This is a genomic window from Mesorhizobium humile, assembly GCF_033977215.1.
GTDB lineage: Bacteria > Pseudomonadota > Alphaproteobacteria > Rhizobiales > Rhizobiaceae > Mesorhizobium > Mesorhizobium humile.
The window spans coordinates 570,530-589,818 of sequence record NZ_JAVIIV010000001.1 but is presented as its reverse complement, the minus strand read 5'-3'; the positions used below and the strand labels follow the sequence as shown (position 1 = coordinate 589,818).

Sequence of the window (19,289 nt, the reverse complement as noted above, 5' to 3'; positions counted from 1 at the left end):
TTGCCTCGTTCCTATCGTTCGAACGCCAACCGGATTGATGCTGCCTTCTCTTGCGCCTGCCGATGAAAAACTGCTGCTGACCTTCGCCGATCCCGAGGCGCCGGTTGCCATTGGCAACGGCCTTGCGGCAAAAACCCTGCTGGCGCTGCTCGCCAACGCAGCGTTCCATGGCGTGCTGCCGATCATGCTGCGCAAACTCCGGGAAATCGGCGACGCCCGACTGCCGCAGGACGCAGCCTTGCAGCGGAAATTGTCGGAGTTGCGCGACGAAGCGACGATCGCCACCGGCCAGTCGATGTTGTTGCAGTATCACGGCGACCGCATCATGAAAGCGCTCGCTGCAAAAGGCGTGCCGGCCCGGATCGTCAAGGGACCGGTGTTCGCGCGCAAGCTCTATCGCCATGTAGCCGACCGTCCCTTCACCGACATCGACATCCTTGTCGACCCCGCCAGCATCGAGGAGGCCAACAAGACCATCTGCGAATGCGGCTTCGAGCTCGGCAGCGACGAGGCCGAGTCGCACGAATTGCAGGAATTCAAATGGCTGGAGAAAGACAACTCCAGCCTGCTGATCGAATTGCACGGCAACCTTGTGCATGACACCGGCATGCGGCGCCGCCTGTCGCTCGGGTTCCGGGAGCTGCAGGTGATCGACGACGGCGAAACCGACACGCCGGCCGCGCTGCTCACCATCGCCATCGTCCACGCCGCCGGCGGCCACAAGTTCCACCGCTTGCAGCTCTGCGTCGACGTGCTGCAAGGCGTGCGGGCGCTGAAATCGCCTCAAGAGGAAGCGCGGCTGCTCGATGCCGCGCGCATGACCGGCATCGAGCTCGAGCTGGCGACGGTTCTCAACGTCACCGGACGCCTGTTCGGCGCGCCACGCGCGATCGAGCTTGCCAACCGTATCAAGCCGGATCTCTCGATACGGCTGGCGAAATGGCTCATCACCGGCAACATGCTGCTTCGGGTCAATTCCCGCGAAAAGCTGCGCTCGCGCCTCAGCCGCGACGCCTTCCGCTGGGTGCAGAGGCTGGCACGGCCGCGACCGTATCCAGCCTGAGCCCGGCATGGAGAAGCCGCTCTCGGCCGTGTTCGTCACCGAGGTTTCTTCCGTCACCGCGCCCATGCTTGCGCGTTGGGCAAACAGCGGCCACCGCATCGTTGCCGTTGTGGTGCCTGGCCCACGTGCCGGCAAACGCTTCAGCTTCAGTGTGCTCCGCCGTCGCCTGCGGCGACGGTTTGCGCTGATATCTCATCCCGGACACGCCATACCCGCGCTGATCGAATTCAGCCCGCCCTACGACTGGGATACGCTCGGGCCGCGGCTCAGCGCATCTGGCGCCGATCTCTTGATCTGTTTCGGCTACGGCAAGCGGATCCCGCGAACCGTGCTGGAGCTGTTTCCAAACGGCGGCCTCAACCTGCATCCCGCGCTTCTGCCGCACTATCGAGGCCCTCATCCAATCCACCGACTGGTTATCGACCAGACGCATGAGGCCCATGGCGGCGTGACCTTGCACGAGATGACGTCCGGCTTCGACGAGGGCGACATCCTCGCGCAAATTGGCTTTGCCGCAGAGGATTGGCATTCGGCCGCAACGGTGAACCGGGCCCTGGCCGACGCGATGGCCGTGCTTGCGGCGGATGTTGCGCCTGAGTTTTGCCGCGGCAGGCTTGCCGGATCGCCTCAGCCGGATGGGGCATATGTCTGGGCGCAGATCGAGCGCGGTCCGTTGATCGTCGGCGCGCGATCGTCAAGCGAGCATGTCGCCCGGCTGTGCCGGATCGTCGGGTCGAGCGTTCCGGTTAGCGTCCTGATCGATGCAAAGCCGGTCCGGCTGGCTCAGCCGATTCGCCGCCTGGGACCACCCACGGGCGAAGCAGCGAAATACCGATGGGGACTGGTGGCGTTCGACTGCGCCGACGCGCGCGTCGTCCATCTGGCCTACAACAGGCTGTCCCGGCTGTTGTTGCGATGGCAGTCGAAACCCCGCTAGGCCCGGCGGGAACAGCGATCCTTCGACATCCGGCGTTTCGGCGCGAAGGATTGAACGCGCTTCAGCCGTGCAGCGTAGCCTGAATCAGCGCGGCCGCATCCGAGGGACTCGAGCCGACTTCCAGCGTGAAGGTCGGAACCGCCTTCACCAGGGTTGCGATCATCGCCATGCGCCTTTTCTGCAGCGACAGCAGGCCGGTCATGCCGGTCCTTACATTGTCGGTGGCCAAAGCCACCATGGCGTCGGTCCTGGCCATCGGCAGCAACCGGGTCTCGGTGTCCGCCGAGCGCGCAAGATGCAGGAGCGCTGCGACGGGCCTGGCGCACACATCCTCGACGCGGATGATTTCGCCGAGGCGGTCCAGCGAAACGGATTGCTCGCCCTCGGCGTCCCATGTTCCGCCCAGGAAAGGCGCGACGAAGGGCAGCATCGCCGCGGTGTTGCGGTGGACCTTCACCTTGCGCGGCATGCCCCAGGCCGTGATGCCCTGCCCGTTTGCATTGAGGATCATGACGTCGTCCGAGCAGAGGCCGAAGCCCTGCGATGCAAGCGCCAGCGATGTGGTCGACTTGCCTGTGCCGCTTGGCGCATGAATGAGAACCAGGCCGTCCTTTCCAGGCAAGGTGAGACCCGCTGTGTGCAGCATATGCTGGCCATCCGCATCGAGCGCGGCATCCAGCACCATCATCAGCAAGGTCCACTTGATCTTGCTGTCCGGATGGAGACGGATCTCGGCCCGGCCCTCGCCGTCGTGTATCGACACGGTCTGCTGGCCCGGAAAGACGAGATGGAACACGCTTCCGCAGTCGATCATGCGGCAATGGCCGTCCAGCGGCACTTCGCCGTCGAAAGCCAGCTTTCCTTCGGGGTTCTCCCGCAGATCAAGCGTCTCGAAGATATCGACACGAAAACCGGGCTCGACAGGCGCGTCCACACGCAGGGCGCCGAGCATCAGGTCGAAGCTCGGCCACAGATCGGCACGCGCGGCGGTGATGCCCAGGACCTGACCGTTGAGGTCGTAGCGGAAAGTCTGGTCGCTCAAGCGGCTGGCGCCTTCATCCTGACCGGGTGGCGGTAAATCTCCACCATGCCGGGCTGGCTGTCGCTGACCACCGGCTTGCCGTCGAGGCAGACCCAGCAGTGCGCCGACAGGCGAGGCTCGTGCATCGATCTGGCGTCGACGCCGAAACGCAGCTCCGGGTCGAGGCCGGCCATGCGCAGAAAGCGGAAGCCGAGCAGACCTTCCCGAAGGCATCTGCGGTCGCGCATCAGCCAAGGGCGCCGCACCGTTCGCTTGACGCGATGGACGATGTAGGTCGAGGGCAAGTCACGATAGGGTGCAGGCGACTGCAGCGGCGCCAGTTTCAACACGCCTTCGAAATCGCGCCGGCCGACCAGCACCGGCATCAGCCGGGCGCTGAGCCACAGATGGACGCGGAACAGGGCGCGCAGGACGGGTCCGTCGGCCATCACGCGCCCGGGTCGGCGAGGATGCCTTCAGCCACACCATATCCTGGTCGAGCGTTGCCTTGTCGATGTCGAACTCGTCCGACAGCAGGTCGACGATCTGGTCGAGATTGCGCGCGCCATCGACCTTGCCGAGGAAAGCCTCGGTCGTGTCGTTGCAGGTGTAAAGCTGGCCGCTGCGCGCCAGGAGCACGACGGCGCCGTCGCCGACATGCTGAACAGACGCATCGTCCGCCATGCGCAGCACCGTTTCAGAGCCGATTTCAGCCATCCGCCCGCTCCCTTCGCTGAAAAGCAATTAGCGCGGCACCGCGAGGCTGTCCATCGCCATGGATGGCGAAGCGGACGATCCGCTCCGCAGGCCTGTCCGTAGGGGGCGAATATTAGCGAGGTCTTGCCTTCCTGCCCTTGGGTAAGCTATGAGTCCGCCGGGTTTTGGGGAGTGATTTGTATGCGTTACAATTGGGAACGGGCTCCGACGGCGTTCGAGCGCCATCGGAAGGCGCTTGCGGCGGCCATCCTGATCGCCGGCGGCGTCGGGCTGATGCTGGCGGCGCTGCCGCTCTAGCCGGCTTCCATCACGGACGGTGACAGCGACGCTTCCGCTGGAGGCGTCGAGGGAAGACATTCGCCGGCGATGTCGACCAAAATGCAGGAAGACATGGCCGGCAGAAACGACTTAGGCTATTCCCAGACGGCAAAATGTTCTGGGAGGAATGCCGATGGCCTCACGCTACCGCGAAGTCTATGAGGGCTGGAAAAGCGACCCCATAGGGTTCTGGGCCGAGGCGGCGAAGGCCATCGACTGGTATAAGCCTGCCGAAAAGGTCTTCGATCCGGCGGAAGGCGTCTACGGCCGCTGGTTCGTCGGCGCCTCTTGCAATACCTGCTACAACGCAATCGACCGCCATGTCGCCGGCGGACGCGCCGACCAGCTGGCGCTGATTCATGACAGCGCCATCACCGGTACGATCCGGAAATTCACCTATGCCGAACTGAAGCGCGAGGTCGTCGCGCTGGCTTCGGTGATCAGGCATCGCGGCATCGACAAGGGTGACCGCGTCATCATCTACATGCCGATGGTGGCCGAAGCGGCCATCGCCATGCTCGCCTGCGCAAGGCTAGGCGCCGTGCATTCGGTGGTGTTCGGCGGCTTCGCCTCGCATGAGCTCGCCACCCGCATCGACGACGCCAAGCCGAAGCTGATCATTACCGCTTCCTGCGGGCTGGAGCCCGGCCGCGTCATCGCCTACAAGCCGCTGCTCGACAAGGCGATCGAGATGTCGAAGCACAAGCCCGACGCGTGCCTCATCCTGCAGCGCGAGCAACTGCGCTGCGAGATGAAGGACAATTACGACTTCGACTATGCGGATGCGGTTGCCCGGGAGCGGGCCGCCGGCGCCAATGTCGACTGCGTGCCGGTGCTGGCCACCGACCCGCTCTACATCATCTACACCTCCGGCACGACCGGCCAACCGAAAGGCATCGTGCGCGACAATGGCGGCCATATGGTCGCGCTGAAATGGACCATGGACAACGAGTTCGGCGTCAAGCCGGGCGAAGTTTTCTGGGCGGCTTCCGATGTCGGCTGGGTGGTCGGCCATTCCTACATCGTCTACGCGCCGCTCCTGCATGGCTGCACCAGCGTGCTGTTCGAGGGCAAGCCGATCGGCACGCCGGACGCCGGCACCTACTGGCGCGTGATCTCGCAGCACGGCGTGGTGGCGCTGTTCACCGCGCCGACCGCCTTCCGCGCCATCAAGGGGCAGGATCCCAAGGGCGAGTTCGTGCCGAAATACGACCTGTCGAAGTTCCGCACCCTGTTCCTCGCCGGCGAGCGTGCCGACCCCGAGACCATCAAATGGGCGGAACAGAAGCTCGACAGACCGGTGATCGACCATTGGTGGCAGACCGAGACCGGTTCGCCGATGACGATCAACCCGGCGGGCCTGGGGCTGTTGCCGGTGAAATATGGCTCGCCCGGGGTGCCGATGCCGGGCTACGACATCCGCATCCTCGACGATGCCGGACACGAAGTGCCGCGCGGGACGCTCGGCAACGTCGTGGTCAAGTTGCCGCTGCCCGCCGGCTGTCTGCCGACGCTTTGGAACGCCGATGCCCGCTTCCGCCAGGCCTATCTCGAGGAGTTTCCCGGCTACTACAAGACGGCCGACGCCGGCATGATGGACGAGGACGGCTACCTCTATGTCATGGCCCGCACCGACGACATCATCAACGTCGCCGGCCACCGGCTCTCGACCGGCGCCATGGAGGAGGTGCTGGCGGCGCATCCCGATGTCGCCGAATGCGCCGTCATCGGCATTGCAGATGCCTTGAAGGGCCAAGTGCCGCTCGGCTTCGTCGTGCTCAATGCCGGTGTCTCGCGCGATAGCGGCGCGATCGAAAACGAGGTTGTGGGGCTGGTGCGCGAGCGGATCGGCCCGGTCGCCGCCTTCAAGACCGTGGTGACGATCAAGCGGCTGCCCAAGACCCGCTCCGGCAAGATCCTGCGCGGCACGATGCAGAAGATCGCCGACAAGGAGGCATGGACGATGCCGGCGACCATCGACGATCCCGTGATCCTCGACGAGATCGCGGCGGCGCTGAAGGGGCGCGGCATCGGGGTATAGCCCCTCGGCAGACGCGTTAAGGACGAATTCACCAATTTATCCCGCACTGCGATCACTTGTTGTGCAACGCAGCAATAGACTTTAGACTTCGCGTGGGGGCCATACCGAAGGCACGGCATGGCTCAGCTCAAGAGGACATCGGCGGCGGCGACATCCTGCGTTTCCTGGCCGCCGTCATGGTGATGTTCCATCACTATGGCTTCTGGGTCTGGGCCTTCCCCTACGGCGTTTCAGCGCGCCACCGGCGGCATCCCGCCCCATCCCGAAATGGGTTTTGCCGGCTCCGCTTGGGATTCTGTGAAACGCTGACCCGCTCTGAACGCGGACGCCGACCGCCGTGCAAGAATGAGCCGGCTTGGGAGCGCCGGTGTGGAATTGTTTGCATCCGGCATGATATCGAGGCGCAAACCAGTGCAAATATCCGAGTCTCAATCCGTGAGTCTGTTCCAACGTTCGAGACGTCCTCGGCCCGCGCCACGCGAGCGCCTTGTCATGGACATGCGCGACACGGTCGTCTACGCGATCGGCGACGTGCATGGCTGCCACAAGGAACTGCTGGCGCTGGAAGCAAAGATCGAGCTCGACGCGCAACGGTTCAGCGGCCGCAAGATCATCATCATGCTGGGCGACTATATCGACCGAGGGCCGCACTCGCGGCGCGTGATAGAACATGTGATGGCGCCGCCGCCGAAAGGCTTCCAGCGCGTTTGCCTGGTAGGCAACCACGAGGTCGCGCTGCTCCTTTATCTCGACGGCTATCTTTCGCGCGAGCCCTGGCTCGGCTACGGCGCGCGCGAGACCCTGTTCTCCTACGGCGTCGACCCGGACCGCCTGGCAAGCCTCTACGGCTCGAACGAGCAGACGGACGCGCGCATCCGCGAGGCCATTCCCGCCAGCCATGTCGACTTCCTGCGCACGCTGCCGGCGATGGTCTGCTCCGAGGAATTCGTCTTCGTGCACGCCGGCATCCGGCCCGGTATCGCGCTGGAGGCGCAGGACGAGAACGATCTCCTCAACATCCGCGAGGAGTTCTTCCAGGCGGCCCATCGTCTCGACCGCTGGGTGGTCCACGGACACACGATCGTCGACGTTCCGACGCTTGACGGGCGCCGGCTCGACATCGACACCGGCGCCTTTCAGACCGGGCGGCTGACCGCGCTCAGGATCGTCGGCAAATACGGCCGGCTGCTGTCTTCACAAGATTAGGGCGGTTCGCCGTCTTAGGCTGAACCGCCCTATAGCTCTGTCTTTCGAAGGGAAAAACGCCTCAAGCAGCCTGTTTGGGGCGCGATTCCGACTTGTCCAAATAGTAGGACGAATAGCGGTCGAAGAATCTTTCCGAGCCGCCGAGCGAGCCGTATTTGGCCAGCTTCTTCAAATCGACCTTGTTGAGCACCGCGCCGATCACCTTGTTGGCGATATAGGGCTCCGATTCCAGCATCGAGCGCACCATGTTGCGCGGCGTGCGGCCCCATTCGGTGACCAGCACGAAGCCGTCAACCAGCGGCGCGAATGCCTTGGCGTCGACGACGGGGCCGAGCGGCGGCAGGTCGACGATGATATATTCGAACGTCTCCTTGGCGTTCTCGATGAAGCGCCGCATGCCGGCCGAGCCCAGAAGCTCGCTGGTGTGCGAGAACTGGCCGCGCAGCACAGCGGGGATGATCGCAAGCTTGGTCTGGCGGTCGACCTTGCCGACCGACTGCCATGTCTGGCCGTTGACCACCGCCTCCATCAAGCCCTGCTCGCTCTCCATGCCGAGGCTGCGGCTCAAGCCCGGATTGCGCAGGTCGCCGTCGATGAGCAAGGTCCTGGCGCCGTTGGCGGCGAGCAGGCCGGCAAGGTTCGCGGCCACCGTCGACTTGCCTTCGCCGGGCAGCACCGAAATGACGCCGATCACCCGGCTGCCGCGGTCTTCCATCACGACGTCGAAGGCGATCTTGGCGTTGCGCAGCGTCTCGGCGAACATCGAGGCCGGGGCGTCGATGCTGACACGCATGCGCGCCCGTCTCTCGGCGGCGGAGAGGCTGGCCACCTTGTCATCGACCGGCAGGTCGTCGGCCTTGGAATCCCTGGCCTTGCCGCCGCCGATCGTCGGCAGATAACCGAGGAATTTCAAACCGGCGCGGTCACGAATATCCTCGCCCGTCCTGAAGAAACGCTCGTTGAACTCGTTGAGACCGCCGAAGCCGGCGCCGAGCATCAGGCCGAGCACCAGCGACAGCGCCAGCACGCGCAAGGTGCGTGGGCTGGAGGCCGCGAGCGGCATCGTCGCGTCGGAAATGATGCGGACCTTGCCGACCGGGAAGGACTGCTGCTGCGAGGCTTCCTCATAGCGGCTGAGGAAGGTCTGGTAGAGCGTGGTCAGCGCCTGCGCCTGCTGGTCGAGCTCCTTGAGCTTCACCTGCGATTGGTTGTCGATCGAACTCTTGCCGGCGGCGGTGGAGATCTTGTCGCGCAGCGCCGTTTCGCGCGCCTGCGCCACTTCGTAATCGTTGCGGTAGCTTTCGGTGAGCTGCTTCAGCTGGCCGAAGATCTGCGCCGACACATCGGCCTTTTCCTTGGCCAGCGCGACCGCCTGCGGATGATCCTTGCCGAAATTCGTCTCGACGTCCTGCAGGCGTTTGGCAATGGCCAGATAGCGGGTCTTGAGCGCGATGATGACCGAGCTGCTCGGCTGGTCGGCCGCTATGGCCGAATCGTTGAAGGCGCTTTCGGAGCCGCTGTCGACGATCGCCTTATACTGCTGGTAGCGGGCGCTGGTGCGCGCGGTATCGGCCTGGGCGACGATGAGCTGGGCGTTGAGGTCGGCAAGTTGCTTGTCGCTCAGCAGCTGGCCGTCGCTGTTGGCGGAAAGACCGTGCTCGGCCCTGAACTTCTCGACCGCCAACGAGGCGGCCTGCGAGCTCTCGCGCAACTCGGTAAGTCGGCCCTGCAGCCAAAGGGCCGCGCGCTCGGTGGCGTCGAAGCTGGCGTTGAGCTGGTCGGCGAGGTAGGCATCCGCATAGGCCTTGGTGATGGCAGTGGCGAGTGCCGGGTCTGCCGCCTGGTAGCCGATGCTGATGACATTGCTGCGGCTGACGCGATCCGCCAACAGTCCGGTCTGCAGCACAAGAACCGCGTAGTCGTGGGTCGCGGTCTTGATCATGGCTTCGCGCGTCGCGGCATCGACATTCTGGATGCCGGGAATTTGGTCGGCCGAATTGCCGCGGAAATAGCCGACGATGCCGCGCAGAAACCCGATGCCCTTGGCCAGAGCCGATTGCGGCGGGCTCATGAAGTCCTGGTTCTGGTCAAGCTTCAGCTTGTCGACCACCTCAGACGCCAGGCGCGCCGAGTTGAGAATCTCGATCTGGCTGAGGATCGTCGCGTCGGTCTGCTGCGTAGCGCTGGCAGCCGAGATATCGTCCATGACCTTATTCATGCCCTCGTCGATCAAGACGCTTGCCACGGACATGTATTGCTTGGGTGTGGTCTGCAGATAGATCACGCCCAGGAACAGGCCGATGATGGCGCAGACCGCCACCACCTTGGCCTGCCGGGCGGCCATGCCAAGCAGACGCTCGACGTCGATGAAGTCTTCACCCTTTTCCGGATCGGTGCTGGGCAACGGCATCCTCTTGTCGAGAGGGAAGTTGGCATAGTTCATGTTCGGTCCAATTCCAGGTTGCAGGCGCTAGCGGCCTTGGTAGATCGGCGTCGTGACCAGAAAAGACCGCGCAACGTCGTTGCCAGGATGCGCCGGGCCAAAAGGCCCGGGCGCTTGAGTGGCTGTCGCGCCATCGCGAGTTCGCATATGCACCCGAAAGATGGGCATTATGCGGCTACTTCCCGGCGCTCATGCGACCGGACGAATTGCTGCAGCATTTCGAAGACAGGCCCCTTCATGTCGTCGCGCGCCAGGGCAAAGGCTATTGTGGCCTCGATGAAGCCTTCCTTGGAGCCGCAGTCGAACATGCGGCCATCGAAGGGCTGAGCATAGAAAGGCTGGCTCTGAGCCAGGCGCACCATGGCGTCGGTGAGCTGGATCTCGTTGCCGGCGCCGCGCTGCTGGTTGCCGAGCAGCGCAAAGATCTCCGGCTGCAGCACGTAGCGGCCGTTGATATAGAAATTCGACGGCGCCTTGGCGGGCGCGGGCTTTTCGACCATCTCCGTGACCTTGAAGCCGGAACCGACCTCCTCGCCCCGGCCGACAATGCCGTATTTGCCGGTTTCGGCCGGGTCGCAGCGCTCGACGGCGATCACATTGCCGCCTGTACGCTGATAAAGATCGACCGTCTCGGCAAGGCAGCCGCGCGCGCCGAAGGACACCATGTCGGGAAGCAGCAGCGCGAAGGGCTCGTTGCCGATCACGTCGCGCGCGCACCATACGGCGTGGCCGAGGCCCTGGGGCGACTGCTGGCGGATGAAGGAGGTGGCGCCGGCCACCGGCAGCAGGTTCTCCAGCGATTCGAGCTGCGCCTTCTTGCCGGTCTGCTCCAGCGTGCCGATCAGTTCAGGATGCAGGTCGAAATAATCCTCGATGACCGCCTTGTTGCGCCCGGTGACGAAGACGATGTGCTCGATGCCGGCCTCGAACGCCTCGTCGACGGCATATTGCACGACAGGCTTGTCGACGACGGGCAGCATTTCCTTCGGCATCGACTTGGTCGCCGGCAGGAACCGCGTTCCGAGCCCCGCCACCGGGATGACTGCCTTCCTGACTTTCTGCATATGGTCTTCCTTCTGAGAGAAAAAGATTTCTACCTGTCGCCGGCTAATTCATTGTTGGGAGCATGATCTTTTCCGAAAACCGGTTCCCACTTTTCGGGATCATGCTCTAGAAAATCGCCCGCATGCTTCATCTCCCCGCCCCCACGGCGAATTTGCGCCGCAACCCTTCTGAGCCGGACCGCGATGGGCATGCTCATATGCCCGATCGCGGCCGGATCCCTGAGCGCCGTGCCGATCGCCTTGAGCGGGGCGCGCGCCTTGATGTGCTGAACCAGGGACAGGAACGACGATGCCTTGCGCAGGCTACGGCCGCGCCTGGCGAAGGCCGCCTTTGCGCTACTGTCCATGGAATATGCCGCCGCGAAGGCGGCGTCGGCGCGCGTCATCGCCTCGACGTGACGCAATTCGAGCACGCGCGAGATCGAGCCGGTGCGGATGTGGTAGACATAGCCGACGCTCGGCTCGACCGCGCAGCGACCGCCGCTGGCCAGCGCGCTCGCCAGGAGGATGTAGTCCTCGCCGATGCGCAGCTTCTCGTCGTAGCGCAGCCTGTTGTCGTCGAGGAAACGACGCTGGAAGATTGGCTTGAGGTAGCCGAGATTGAAACGCGATTCGAAGACCAGATTGCCGGCAATGTAGTCGGCCAGCGAGATTTCCCGCAGGCCTTCGAGATAGCCGGCCGGGAACATGGTGTCGTCGGGCGTGCCGTCCTCGCGCACGACCTGCACATTGTCGACCGCAATCTGGGCGCCCGCCGCTTCGGCGCGGGAGATCATCGTGGCCAGGCGGTCGGGAAGGACGGCATCATCGGAATCGAGCACCGCCACCCAGCGGCCCCTGGCAAGGTCGAGGCCGGCATTGCGAGCGCCGCCTGGACCACGATTGGCGGGCAGCGCCACGACCTTGACGATATCCTGCGGATAAGCGCGCGCCACATCCAGCGTGCCGTCGCGCGACTGGTCGTCGACGACGATGACCTCGACCGTCACGCCAAGTTGGGCGATCGCGCCGGCGATGGCGCGGTCGAGAGTCGCCTCCGCATTGTAGGCGGCGATGACGAAGCTGACGTCAGGCTGCACGCTTTTTCCCTTGTTCTGGCGAAGTGAGGCCGTACTGGCGGATTTCACGGACGCCGACCAAACCGCTAATGACGCCAACGTGCATAATGCCGCGCAGCACGCTGCGGTTCCGTCGCACCGGGCTGATCGCGGTCAAAATCGCCATGCCGAAGCAATAGGCGACCTTGGCCGAAGCGAGCCCAACCTGGCCGGCGCGGCGCACGCCGCCGGCGCCGCGGCCGATCAGATGGCCATGCGTCTGGCCGAAGCGGAAGCGGCGGCGGCGCAGCCAGTCGAAAGCGGCCCTGGCGCGCGGCACGACTTCGTCGACGAAGGCATCGGGCGCAAAGGCGATGCGGCCGCCGGCCCTAACCATGGCGTCAAAGAACTCGGTATCCTCGCCGCCGGTCTGGCCGCGCGCCAGGCTGAAGCGCCGGCCGCGCAGGCTCGCATCGGTCATTTTGAGCAGGACGTTGCAGGTGTAGCCGGTGCGGATCTCGCCGCGCACCCAGACCGGCAAGGTGGAATGGAAATCGCCCTTCTGCATCCAGTCCGGCGCGTCCTGGCGATAGTGCGCCCGCACCGGACCGAGCACCGCCGCGGCGCCCGCGGCATCGGCAGTCGCCATCAACTCGACCAGCCAGGAGGGAGAGGCCGTCTCGTCATCATCGATGAAGGCGGCGAAGTCCGACACGCTGGCGTCGAGGCAGGCGTTGCGGGCGATCGAGATGTTGCGCGCCGGCGCGTGACGGTAGCGGATCGGCAGCTTCAGCTCTTCGGCCAATGCCTTCACCAGCTTCTGCGCGCTGGGCTCATCGTCATTGTCGGCAATGACGATGCCGATCTCCACGCCCTCGGGCTTCTCCAGCGCGGCGACCGAGCGCAGCGTATCGGCCAGTTCCGGCCGGCGGAAGGTGCAGATGCAGATGTCGAGCGAGCGGCCGGCCATCACGCCACCTTACGCTGCAAGCGAGACGTCAAGAGCTGCTGCCAGAAGCCGACCGACCAGCCGAAATGCATGACCATCGCCGAGACCCCGACCAGCGCGATGCCTGCGTTGCGCTGACGTATCGCCGTCACCACGCCGTAACCGAGGCACACCGCCGCCCACATCAGGAAAGGCACCGCCGCGATCCAGTGGACGAAGGAGAACAGCGCGAGCAGCACCACGGGCGCCACCAGCAGCGGGATCATCTGACGAAGCTTCGGCACCATGCGGTGCTTCAGGACGTTCCTGGCGCGGCCGCGGCCATAGCCGAGATACTGGAAATAGAGGCTCTTCAGCGTCGAGCGCGGATAGTAGACCATCTGCGTCCTGCCGCTCATCCAGATACGGTAGCCAGCCTGGCGCAGCCGATAGTCGAGCTCGGCGTCCTCGTTGTGGCTGAAGCTCTCGTCATAGCCGCCGACATGCCTGAAAGCGGCAATGCGCATCAGCGCGTGGTGGCCGTGGTCGACCCATTCGCCCTCGGACATGTGCCGGTGCTTCGAGCCGCCGGTACCGAGCTTGGAGTTCTGTGCCGCCGCGACCGCCTTCTGCACGGCGCCGGTGCCGACGGTCAGCATCGAAACGACGACCGAATCGGCGCCGGTGGCAAGGGCTTCCTCGACCAGCCGATCGCAGTAATCGTCCGGATAGCCGCCATGCGCGTCGATGCGGATGAGGTAGTCGGCGCCTTCGCCGAGGGTCACTACCGCCAGATTGATGGCGGCACTCTGCAGGCGCTTCGGATTGGCGAGCAGGATGACCCGGGGATCCTTCGCCACGATCTTTTCGACGATGGCTTGCGTGCCATCGGTGCTGCCGCCGTCAACGACGACGATGCGGCCGCCGAGCCGTACTGCCGCGGGCCGCAACTGGTCGAGCAGGCCGCCGATATGGGCCGCCTCGTTGAGGCAGGGAATGACGATCAGGATCGATGCCTGCGCCATCGGTTCTTGTGCGTCCCCTGCCATCACGCCGCTGCCTCCGTCGTCGCAAAATTTGAAGGCATTGCTGCAAGGCCGCGCAGCTTGTCGACGAAGGCCGCGCAATCGCTGCGGTCGTAGCTCCAGGTCCTTGGGTTGCGTGCCAACACCCGGGACTTCAGGCCGCGATATCGATCCTGATCCATCCGGCCAAGCATCGCCTCAATACCCTCGGGCGTCGCTTCGGGCAGAAGCACGCCGATATCCCGCTGCTTCAGGAACCTTCCCGTTTCGGTGTCCGCCATCGAGATCGGCACGGCGCCGAAGCGGCAGCCCTCATAGAGGCGGTTGGGAAGCAGCCATTCGGAATTCTGGCCCGCCTCGAAGAAATCGATCGCCCAGGAGAAATGCACCTGCCCGTAGATGGCCGCCATGTCCTCCGGGTTGCGGTAAGGCCCCTCGAACGAAAGCCACGGCTCGGCCTCGACGAAACCGTGGAAGTCCGGGAATTCGGACAGCGCCGGACGGCCCCTGAGCACGACCTCGAAACGCCCTGCCTGGCGGCGGGTGAAATCGGCCAGCAGCTCCAGCGAGCGGCGGCAGCGCAGCGCGCCGAACCAGCCGATGCGCCAGGGCGGCGTCGCCGGGCTGTCGTCCTCGAAAGAATGCGCGGCGACAACGGATGCCGCCTCGAAATATTTGTTCTCGATCAACTCGACCGGCGCGCCGATCTGCCCGAACGGCTCGAAATAATTGGCGATGAAGGCGGGCGAGCTCGTCACCAGAAGCTTCACGTCGCGAGCGAGATGACGTTCGGCGCCGCGCAGCGTCCTGCCGACGAAATCGTCGCGCAGCACCAGACGGTGGATATCGAGGCATTCATAGACGATCGGCACGCTCGCTGCGAGCGCGCCATTGGCGCGGCGGGCCAGCGCCAGCATTTCGAGGTTGCGCGCGATGATGAGATCGGGCGCCGGCATCGCGCCCAGCTTCGCGCCGATCGACATGGCTGCCTTGGCGACCGCGCCGAGGCGCTGCGCGAATCGGCCGTCGCGCGTGGCGCCAAGGTCGACAGGCTCGACACCCTCGATCTCGGCGACCGGACTGGTGGTGCGGCGGAAGCCCGCCAGGGTGACCCTGGCGCCGCCTGCCTTGAGCATCTGAACCCTCCGGCGCACTGCCGGGTCGGATACGTCATGCACAAGGTACAAGACATGCAGCATGTAACTCGACCGCTGTTGGCCCACCCATCGGGGATGCTAGTACAGCTTTTGCTGCATCGCAACAATTTTGGTGCTGCGTAGCAAACGACCGCACATTTTTTGTTGCACTGCAAAATTGGTTCGCTACTCTCGGCCCGGCTTGGCACCCGTCTGGATTCCGCATTTGGCTACCAGTCAGGTGCGGCCTGCCTAAATCGTGGCGCGGATCGCGTGGCAGCTCTTCGGCAACGGTGCCGTCTTAACGCCGCTGGCCTGGCCACGGATGCGAAACGAGGTTACCCCAATGAAAGTCGTGGTTGAAAACACGGTGTGTCTGAACACTGGCGATGCCGCGATCCTTTTGGCCATACGCCATATTCTCAAATCGATCGCCGGCGGCGATGTGCAGTTTTTCGTTTTCGACAGTCAGCCCGAGGTCGCGGCCAGGCTCTATCCGAAGAAGGATTACCCAGATCTCGAATTTCACAAGCTGTTGTCGGAATCCCTGTTCAGGGATCAACATAGCGGCGGAATAAAGGGCCGGCTCAAGTCGATCTACAATTGGGGTGTCTTCCGCGCCTTGCGCCGCTTCGCCCAGAACGGCGCCGCCAGCAGCGTCATTTTCAGCCCGAGCGACCGCCGAGGGCTTGATGCCTATGCAAGCGCCGACATGGTCGTGACGACAGGCGGGACATATCTTGTTGAAAACTACGATCTTGAAAAGCGCCTCAATCAATTCCGTATCGATGCAATCTTGGGCAAAGATCCCATCTTCTTCACGCAATCACTCGGCCCATTCAAAAAAAGCTACAATCGCCAGGAACTGGGCCCGATCTTTGATCGGAGCCCGCTCATCCTGCTGCGCGACGAGCGATCCAGAAATCACATGCTGGATCTGGTGAAAGACCCGGGCAAATGCCATGTGGTCGCCGACGCCGTCTTTGCGCTGGCCGATACCGACAGGATCAAAAAACATCTCGACAGCGCGCCGGCTCCGACGGGCCGTGTCGCCATTTCCGTCCGCCACTGGAGCTTCGTCAGCGACGGTGAAGACGGTATGCGCCGCTATCTCGATTCGATCCGCGAGATCGCCACAATTCTTGTCAGGGACCACGCCAAAGAGGTGACCTTCGTTTCAACCTGCCAGGGCGTGCCGGAATATGCCCATGACGACGCCAGGACGGCACGGGCGATCGTGGCCGAACTCGATCCGGACATCGCCAAACATGTCAGTGTCGACGCTTCGTTTCATACGCCCGACCAACTGATGGCGCTGGTAAAGGGTTGCGACTTCGTCGTCGCCACGCGCATGCATATGATGATCATGTCGCTCTGCGTTGGCACGCCGGTGCTGCCGATCGCCTATGAATTCAAAACCAAGGAAGTCGCCAAGCGTATCGGCGTCGCCGACCTTCTACTCGACATCGATACGGTGACACCGTCGGAAGCGGCCGAAAAACTCGGCAGATTCATCGGCAGCCTTGACCACTATCGCCGGGCAAGCCTTGCGGCCGTGCTGGAAGAGCATGCATCGGCAATGTCGGCAACCAGGCAGTTGTCGTCCTTGATAGGCAACCGCTTACCCAATGTTGCTGGCGACGTTGGCAAGAGTGGCGAACAGCGCCTTGCGCGACTGCGGAATAGCAAGCATGAGGGCCAGGGCGAACCCGTAGTTTAGGGCAACCGCCACCAGGATCGTGAGCAGGTCCGACTGGTTGGTCAGCAACGCCGGCAGCGACAGATACGAGAGCCAGGCGAGCAGGGACGAGACAATGAAGAGCCCCTGTATGCCCAGGAAATCGCCGGCGGTCACCGGGCCGACACGATGGATCAAGGCGGCAAGCACCGGAACACGCAGCACATAACCGCTGATGGCATAGGCAGCCGCGACGCCGATGGCGCCCCAATGCAGGCCGACGATGAAGGAGGCGACGGTCGTCAGCGACGAATAGATGCCCCAATGGAACATCGTCTTCGTCTTGCCCTGGCAGATGAATATCCACCCTGTGGTGCTCGATACGGACTGCATCAGGCCGGCGATGCCGAGCCAGGCGAAAATCGGCGCCACGGCCATCCAGCGGTCGCCGAAGAGAAGCCTGACCACCTGCTCCGACGTCAGTGTCAACGTCGCGATGCCGGGCATGGTGATAACGGCCAGCAGCCAGTTTGTCCGGACATAGATGTCGCGAAATCGCTGCTTGTCCTCATGGATGCGACTGAGCAACGGCACCATGATGCGCGTCAGAGGCTGATTGATATTCTGCAGCGGAAACAAAAGAAGCTTGTAGGCGCGATCATAGTAGCCCAGCTCGACCGCGCCGGAATATTTTCCGATGAGGATGTTGTCGAGGTTGCGAGAGAGAAAATTGACAAGGTTGAAGCCCGTAAGGTTCGCCCCGAACCTGAATATGTCGCCGTCGATCTTCAGATTCGGCCAAGACGGCGTCCAGCGCGTCACCAACCAGCCGGCAGCCAGTGCTACGACAGCTGAGACAGCCGGACCCAAAACCAGCGACCAATAGCCGAGGCCCAAATACGCCGCGGTTGCGGTGGCGAGCAGCCCGACGGCCGCGGTGATTGTGTCGTTGAGCGCAAGCTGGCCGAATTGCAGATGGCGGTTCATCAGTGCAAGCGGCACGGCGGCAAGACTGCCAAAAAGCAGCGGCACGGCGGAAGCAAGTGTTATCCCCCACATTCGCTGATCGCCGTAGAAAGCGGCAATGGCGGGGGCCAGGCAAGCCACGACCGCTCCGGCACACAGGCCGACAACCGCGCTCAGCCAGAAGACCTGGTTGAGTTGCCGTTGATCGATCTCCTTGCGCTGGATGACCGCCTGCTGAAGGCCGAGATCCTGGAGCAGGCCGACAAAGGCTACGATCGGCCCCACCGAGGCCACCAAACCGAAATCCTCTGGAACAAGCAGCCGGGCGAGGATGATGACCGAAAGGAATTGGATCGCCATCTTGAAGCCTTGCGCGCCGGCCGTGACCAGCCCGCCGCGCAAGGCAACGCGACCAAATTGAGGGGGCGGCGGATTGGCATTCATGTGTTGGATCCGGTTTCCCCTAGCCGTGCGACGATCTGCGCAAAGCGTTCATTCAAGGCATTCGAATTGAAATCCGCCTCGACCTTCCTTCGAGCGGCAAGCGCTATCGGCTCGCACAGGCCCGGGTTCTCGGCGATCCAAGTGAGTTTGCCGGCAAGCGCAGCGACGTCCCGTTCGGGTACGAGGAAGCCAGTCTTGTGATCCTCGATCAGCTCGGGAATCCCCGAATGATAGGTGCTCACAGCGATCAGGCCGCCGGCCATCGCCTCCATGAGCGCAACCGGGATTCCTTCCAGATCGCCGTCTCGCCCCGCGACGCTTGGCAAAAGGAAGACATCGGCGTCACGCAGGCGCTGCTTCACCTCGCCGTGCGGACGCGGTCCAAGGAAAGTCACCCTGTCGGCAATACCGAGGTCGATGGCGGTAAGTTTCAATTCGTCCAACAATTCCCCGCCGCCGATCACCGAATAGGTCCAATCGCGGTGTGGCAGGCAAGCGAGGGCGCGAAGCGCATATTCGGTCCCCTTCTTCTCGGTCAGCCGGCAGACCGAGATGAAAGACAGCGTGCGTCCCTGCCAGGAGCGCCAGTGATATTCGATCTCGCCAGGACGAATGCCCATATGGTGGACCACAACTTGCGTCGGCTCGGCACCGGCATCGATCAGGGCCTGACGAAAGAACGCGTTCACAGGGAGTTGGAGAGCCCCTTTTTCGAAAACGGGCCTGTACTGATGCAGTGTGCCGTCATGCATCGGCCTGCCGACATCGGTGCCATGGAATATGGTCACCAAAGGCGCGGAAATCCTGCGCCGCTTCATGACGCGGGCGACGCGGAGGCCGTTGTGGCCAAAATGCGCTACGACGACATCGGCGTTTCGCAGCTTGTGCGCGTTGGCCAGGTCGATGAAGGTCGAAAGCTTGTCCCAGAATCTGCCGGACCATTTCCTAAGCAATGAGCGGCAGCGATTGAGGCCCCCCCACCAGGAAACAACCGGCCCAGGCAGCGTCCGCCAGCGTGCATCGTCTATATTGCGGTCCTTGCCAAAGGCCATCTCATTGCAGACGACGCTGACCTCCATCCCCCTTTCAAGACACCCGGCAATCTGATCGAGCACGAAAGTCTCGGATAGGGTGGGAAATTTGTCGACTACGAAACAAATCCTCATCGGCAGGATGTGCTCGCCCGGATCAGGCTGGAAATGTCGGCAAGGCCTGACACATGCGGCATGAATTTTGACTCCTGTCGGCGCAAACTAATATAGGAA

At 63.5% G+C, this 19,289-nt stretch carries 16 protein-coding genes; 5 read left to right on the top strand and 11 right to left on the bottom strand.

Annotated elements, in window-relative coordinates:
* Positions 1-37: 37 nt before the first annotated feature.
* Together RFM52_RS02770 and RFM52_RS02765 are read left to right on the top strand one after the other, a co-directional pair.
* Positions 38-1,063, top strand: a complete 1,026-nt coding sequence (locus RFM52_RS02770; protein WP_320294314.1) for a nucleotidyltransferase family protein — start codon at positions 38-40, stop codon at positions 1,061-1,063.
* Between the two features lie 7 nt (positions 1,064-1,070).
* Positions 1,071-2,000 carry a formyltransferase family protein gene (locus RFM52_RS02765; protein WP_320294313.1) on the top strand — a complete coding sequence of 310 codons (930 nt, stop codon included), beginning with the start codon at positions 1,071-1,073 and terminating at the stop codon, positions 1,998-2,000.
* A gap of 61 nt (positions 2,001-2,061) precedes the next feature.
* Here RFM52_RS02765 and RFM52_RS02760 read toward each other — a convergent pair whose 3' ends face one another.
* The 3 genes from RFM52_RS02760 to RFM52_RS02750 are packed head-to-tail and all read right to left on the bottom strand — an operon-like array spanning position 2,062 to position 3,738.
* A complete protein-coding gene (locus RFM52_RS02760) occupies positions 2,062-3,042 on the bottom strand; it encodes a phosphoenolpyruvate carboxykinase (ATP) (RefSeq protein WP_320294312.1) in 981 nt (326 codons plus the stop codon).
* Complete coding sequence (locus RFM52_RS02755) at positions 3,039-3,410, bottom strand: lasso peptide biosynthesis B2 protein (protein ID WP_320294470.1); 372 nt, start codon at positions 3,408-3,410, stop codon at positions 3,039-3,041. The genes RFM52_RS02760 and RFM52_RS02755 overlap by 4 nt, the downstream gene beginning before the upstream one ends.
* Positions 3,328-3,738: a PqqD family protein gene (locus tag RFM52_RS02750; protein ID WP_320294311.1), complete on the bottom strand. Its 411-nt coding sequence runs from the start codon at positions 3,736-3,738 to the stop codon at positions 3,328-3,330. Before RFM52_RS02750 ends, RFM52_RS02755 begins: the two co-directional genes overlap by 83 nt.
* A gap of 451 nt (positions 3,739-4,189) precedes the next feature.
* Here RFM52_RS02750 and RFM52_RS02745 point away from each other — a divergent pair, with 451 nt between their 5' ends.
* Together RFM52_RS02745 and RFM52_RS02740 are read left to right on the top strand one after the other, a co-directional pair.
* A complete protein-coding gene (locus tag RFM52_RS02745; RefSeq protein WP_320294310.1) occupies positions 4,190-6,097 on the top strand; it encodes a propionyl-CoA synthetase in 1,908 nt (635 codons plus the stop codon).
* 492 nt (positions 6,098-6,589) lie between these two features.
* Positions 6,590-7,303 carry a metallophosphoesterase family protein gene (locus RFM52_RS02740; RefSeq protein ID WP_320294309.1) on the top strand — a complete coding sequence of 238 codons (714 nt, stop codon included), beginning with the start codon at positions 6,590-6,592 and terminating at the stop codon, positions 7,301-7,303.
* Positions 7,304-7,364: 61 nt separating this feature from the next.
* On the opposite strand, the gene RFM52_RS02735 is transcribed toward RFM52_RS02740, so the two are convergent.
* The 6 genes from RFM52_RS02735 to RFM52_RS02710 form a co-directional block, all read right to left on the bottom strand.
* Positions 7,365-9,746, bottom strand: a complete 2,382-nt coding sequence (locus tag RFM52_RS02735; protein WP_320294308.1) for a polysaccharide biosynthesis tyrosine autokinase — start codon at positions 9,744-9,746, stop codon at positions 7,365-7,367.
* A gap of 167 nt (positions 9,747-9,913) precedes the next feature.
* Positions 9,914-10,810 carry a UTP--glucose-1-phosphate uridylyltransferase GalU gene (gene galU / locus RFM52_RS02730; protein WP_320294307.1) on the bottom strand — a complete coding sequence of 299 codons (897 nt, stop codon included), beginning with the start codon at positions 10,808-10,810 and terminating at the stop codon, positions 9,914-9,916.
* Between the two features lie 29 nt (positions 10,811-10,839).
* The gene (locus tag RFM52_RS02725; RefSeq protein WP_320294306.1) at positions 10,840-11,889 is read right to left on the bottom strand and encodes a glycosyltransferase family 2 protein; all 1,050 of its coding nucleotides are present in this window, start codon (positions 11,887-11,889) and stop codon (positions 10,840-10,842) included.
* Entirely contained in the window at positions 11,879-12,817 is a 939-nt protein-coding gene (locus RFM52_RS02720; RefSeq protein ID WP_320294305.1) for a glycosyltransferase family 2 protein, read from the bottom strand. Before RFM52_RS02720 ends, RFM52_RS02725 begins: the two co-directional genes overlap by 11 nt.
* The gene (locus tag RFM52_RS02715; RefSeq protein WP_320294469.1) at positions 12,817-13,800 is read right to left on the bottom strand and encodes a glycosyltransferase family 2 protein; all 984 of its coding nucleotides are present in this window, start codon (positions 13,798-13,800) and stop codon (positions 12,817-12,819) included. The genes RFM52_RS02720 and RFM52_RS02715 overlap by 1 nt, the downstream gene beginning before the upstream one ends.
* Positions 13,801-13,823: 23 nt before the next feature.
* On the bottom strand, positions 13,824-14,999 hold the full coding sequence (locus RFM52_RS02710) for a glycosyl transferase family 1 (protein WP_320294304.1): 1,176 nt from the start codon (positions 14,997-14,999) through the stop codon (positions 13,824-13,826).
* A 283-nt stretch (positions 15,000-15,282) separates the two neighbouring features.
* Here RFM52_RS02710 and RFM52_RS02705 point away from each other — a divergent pair, with 283 nt between their 5' ends.
* A complete protein-coding gene (locus RFM52_RS02705; RefSeq protein WP_320294303.1) occupies positions 15,283-16,656 on the top strand; it encodes a polysaccharide pyruvyl transferase family protein in 1,374 nt (457 codons plus the stop codon).
* On the opposite strand, the gene RFM52_RS02700 is transcribed toward RFM52_RS02705, so the two are convergent.
* Positions 16,558-18,024, bottom strand: a complete 1,467-nt coding sequence (locus RFM52_RS02700; RefSeq protein WP_320294302.1) for a lipopolysaccharide biosynthesis protein — start codon at positions 18,022-18,024, stop codon at positions 16,558-16,560. The genes RFM52_RS02705 and RFM52_RS02700 overlap by 99 nt on opposite strands.
* On the bottom strand, positions 18,021-19,139 hold the full coding sequence (locus RFM52_RS02695; RefSeq protein ID WP_320294301.1) for a glycosyltransferase: 1,119 nt from the start codon (positions 19,137-19,139) through the stop codon (positions 18,021-18,023). The genes RFM52_RS02700 and RFM52_RS02695 overlap by 4 nt, the downstream gene beginning before the upstream one ends.
* Between the last annotated feature and the right edge of the window lie 150 nt (positions 19,140-19,289).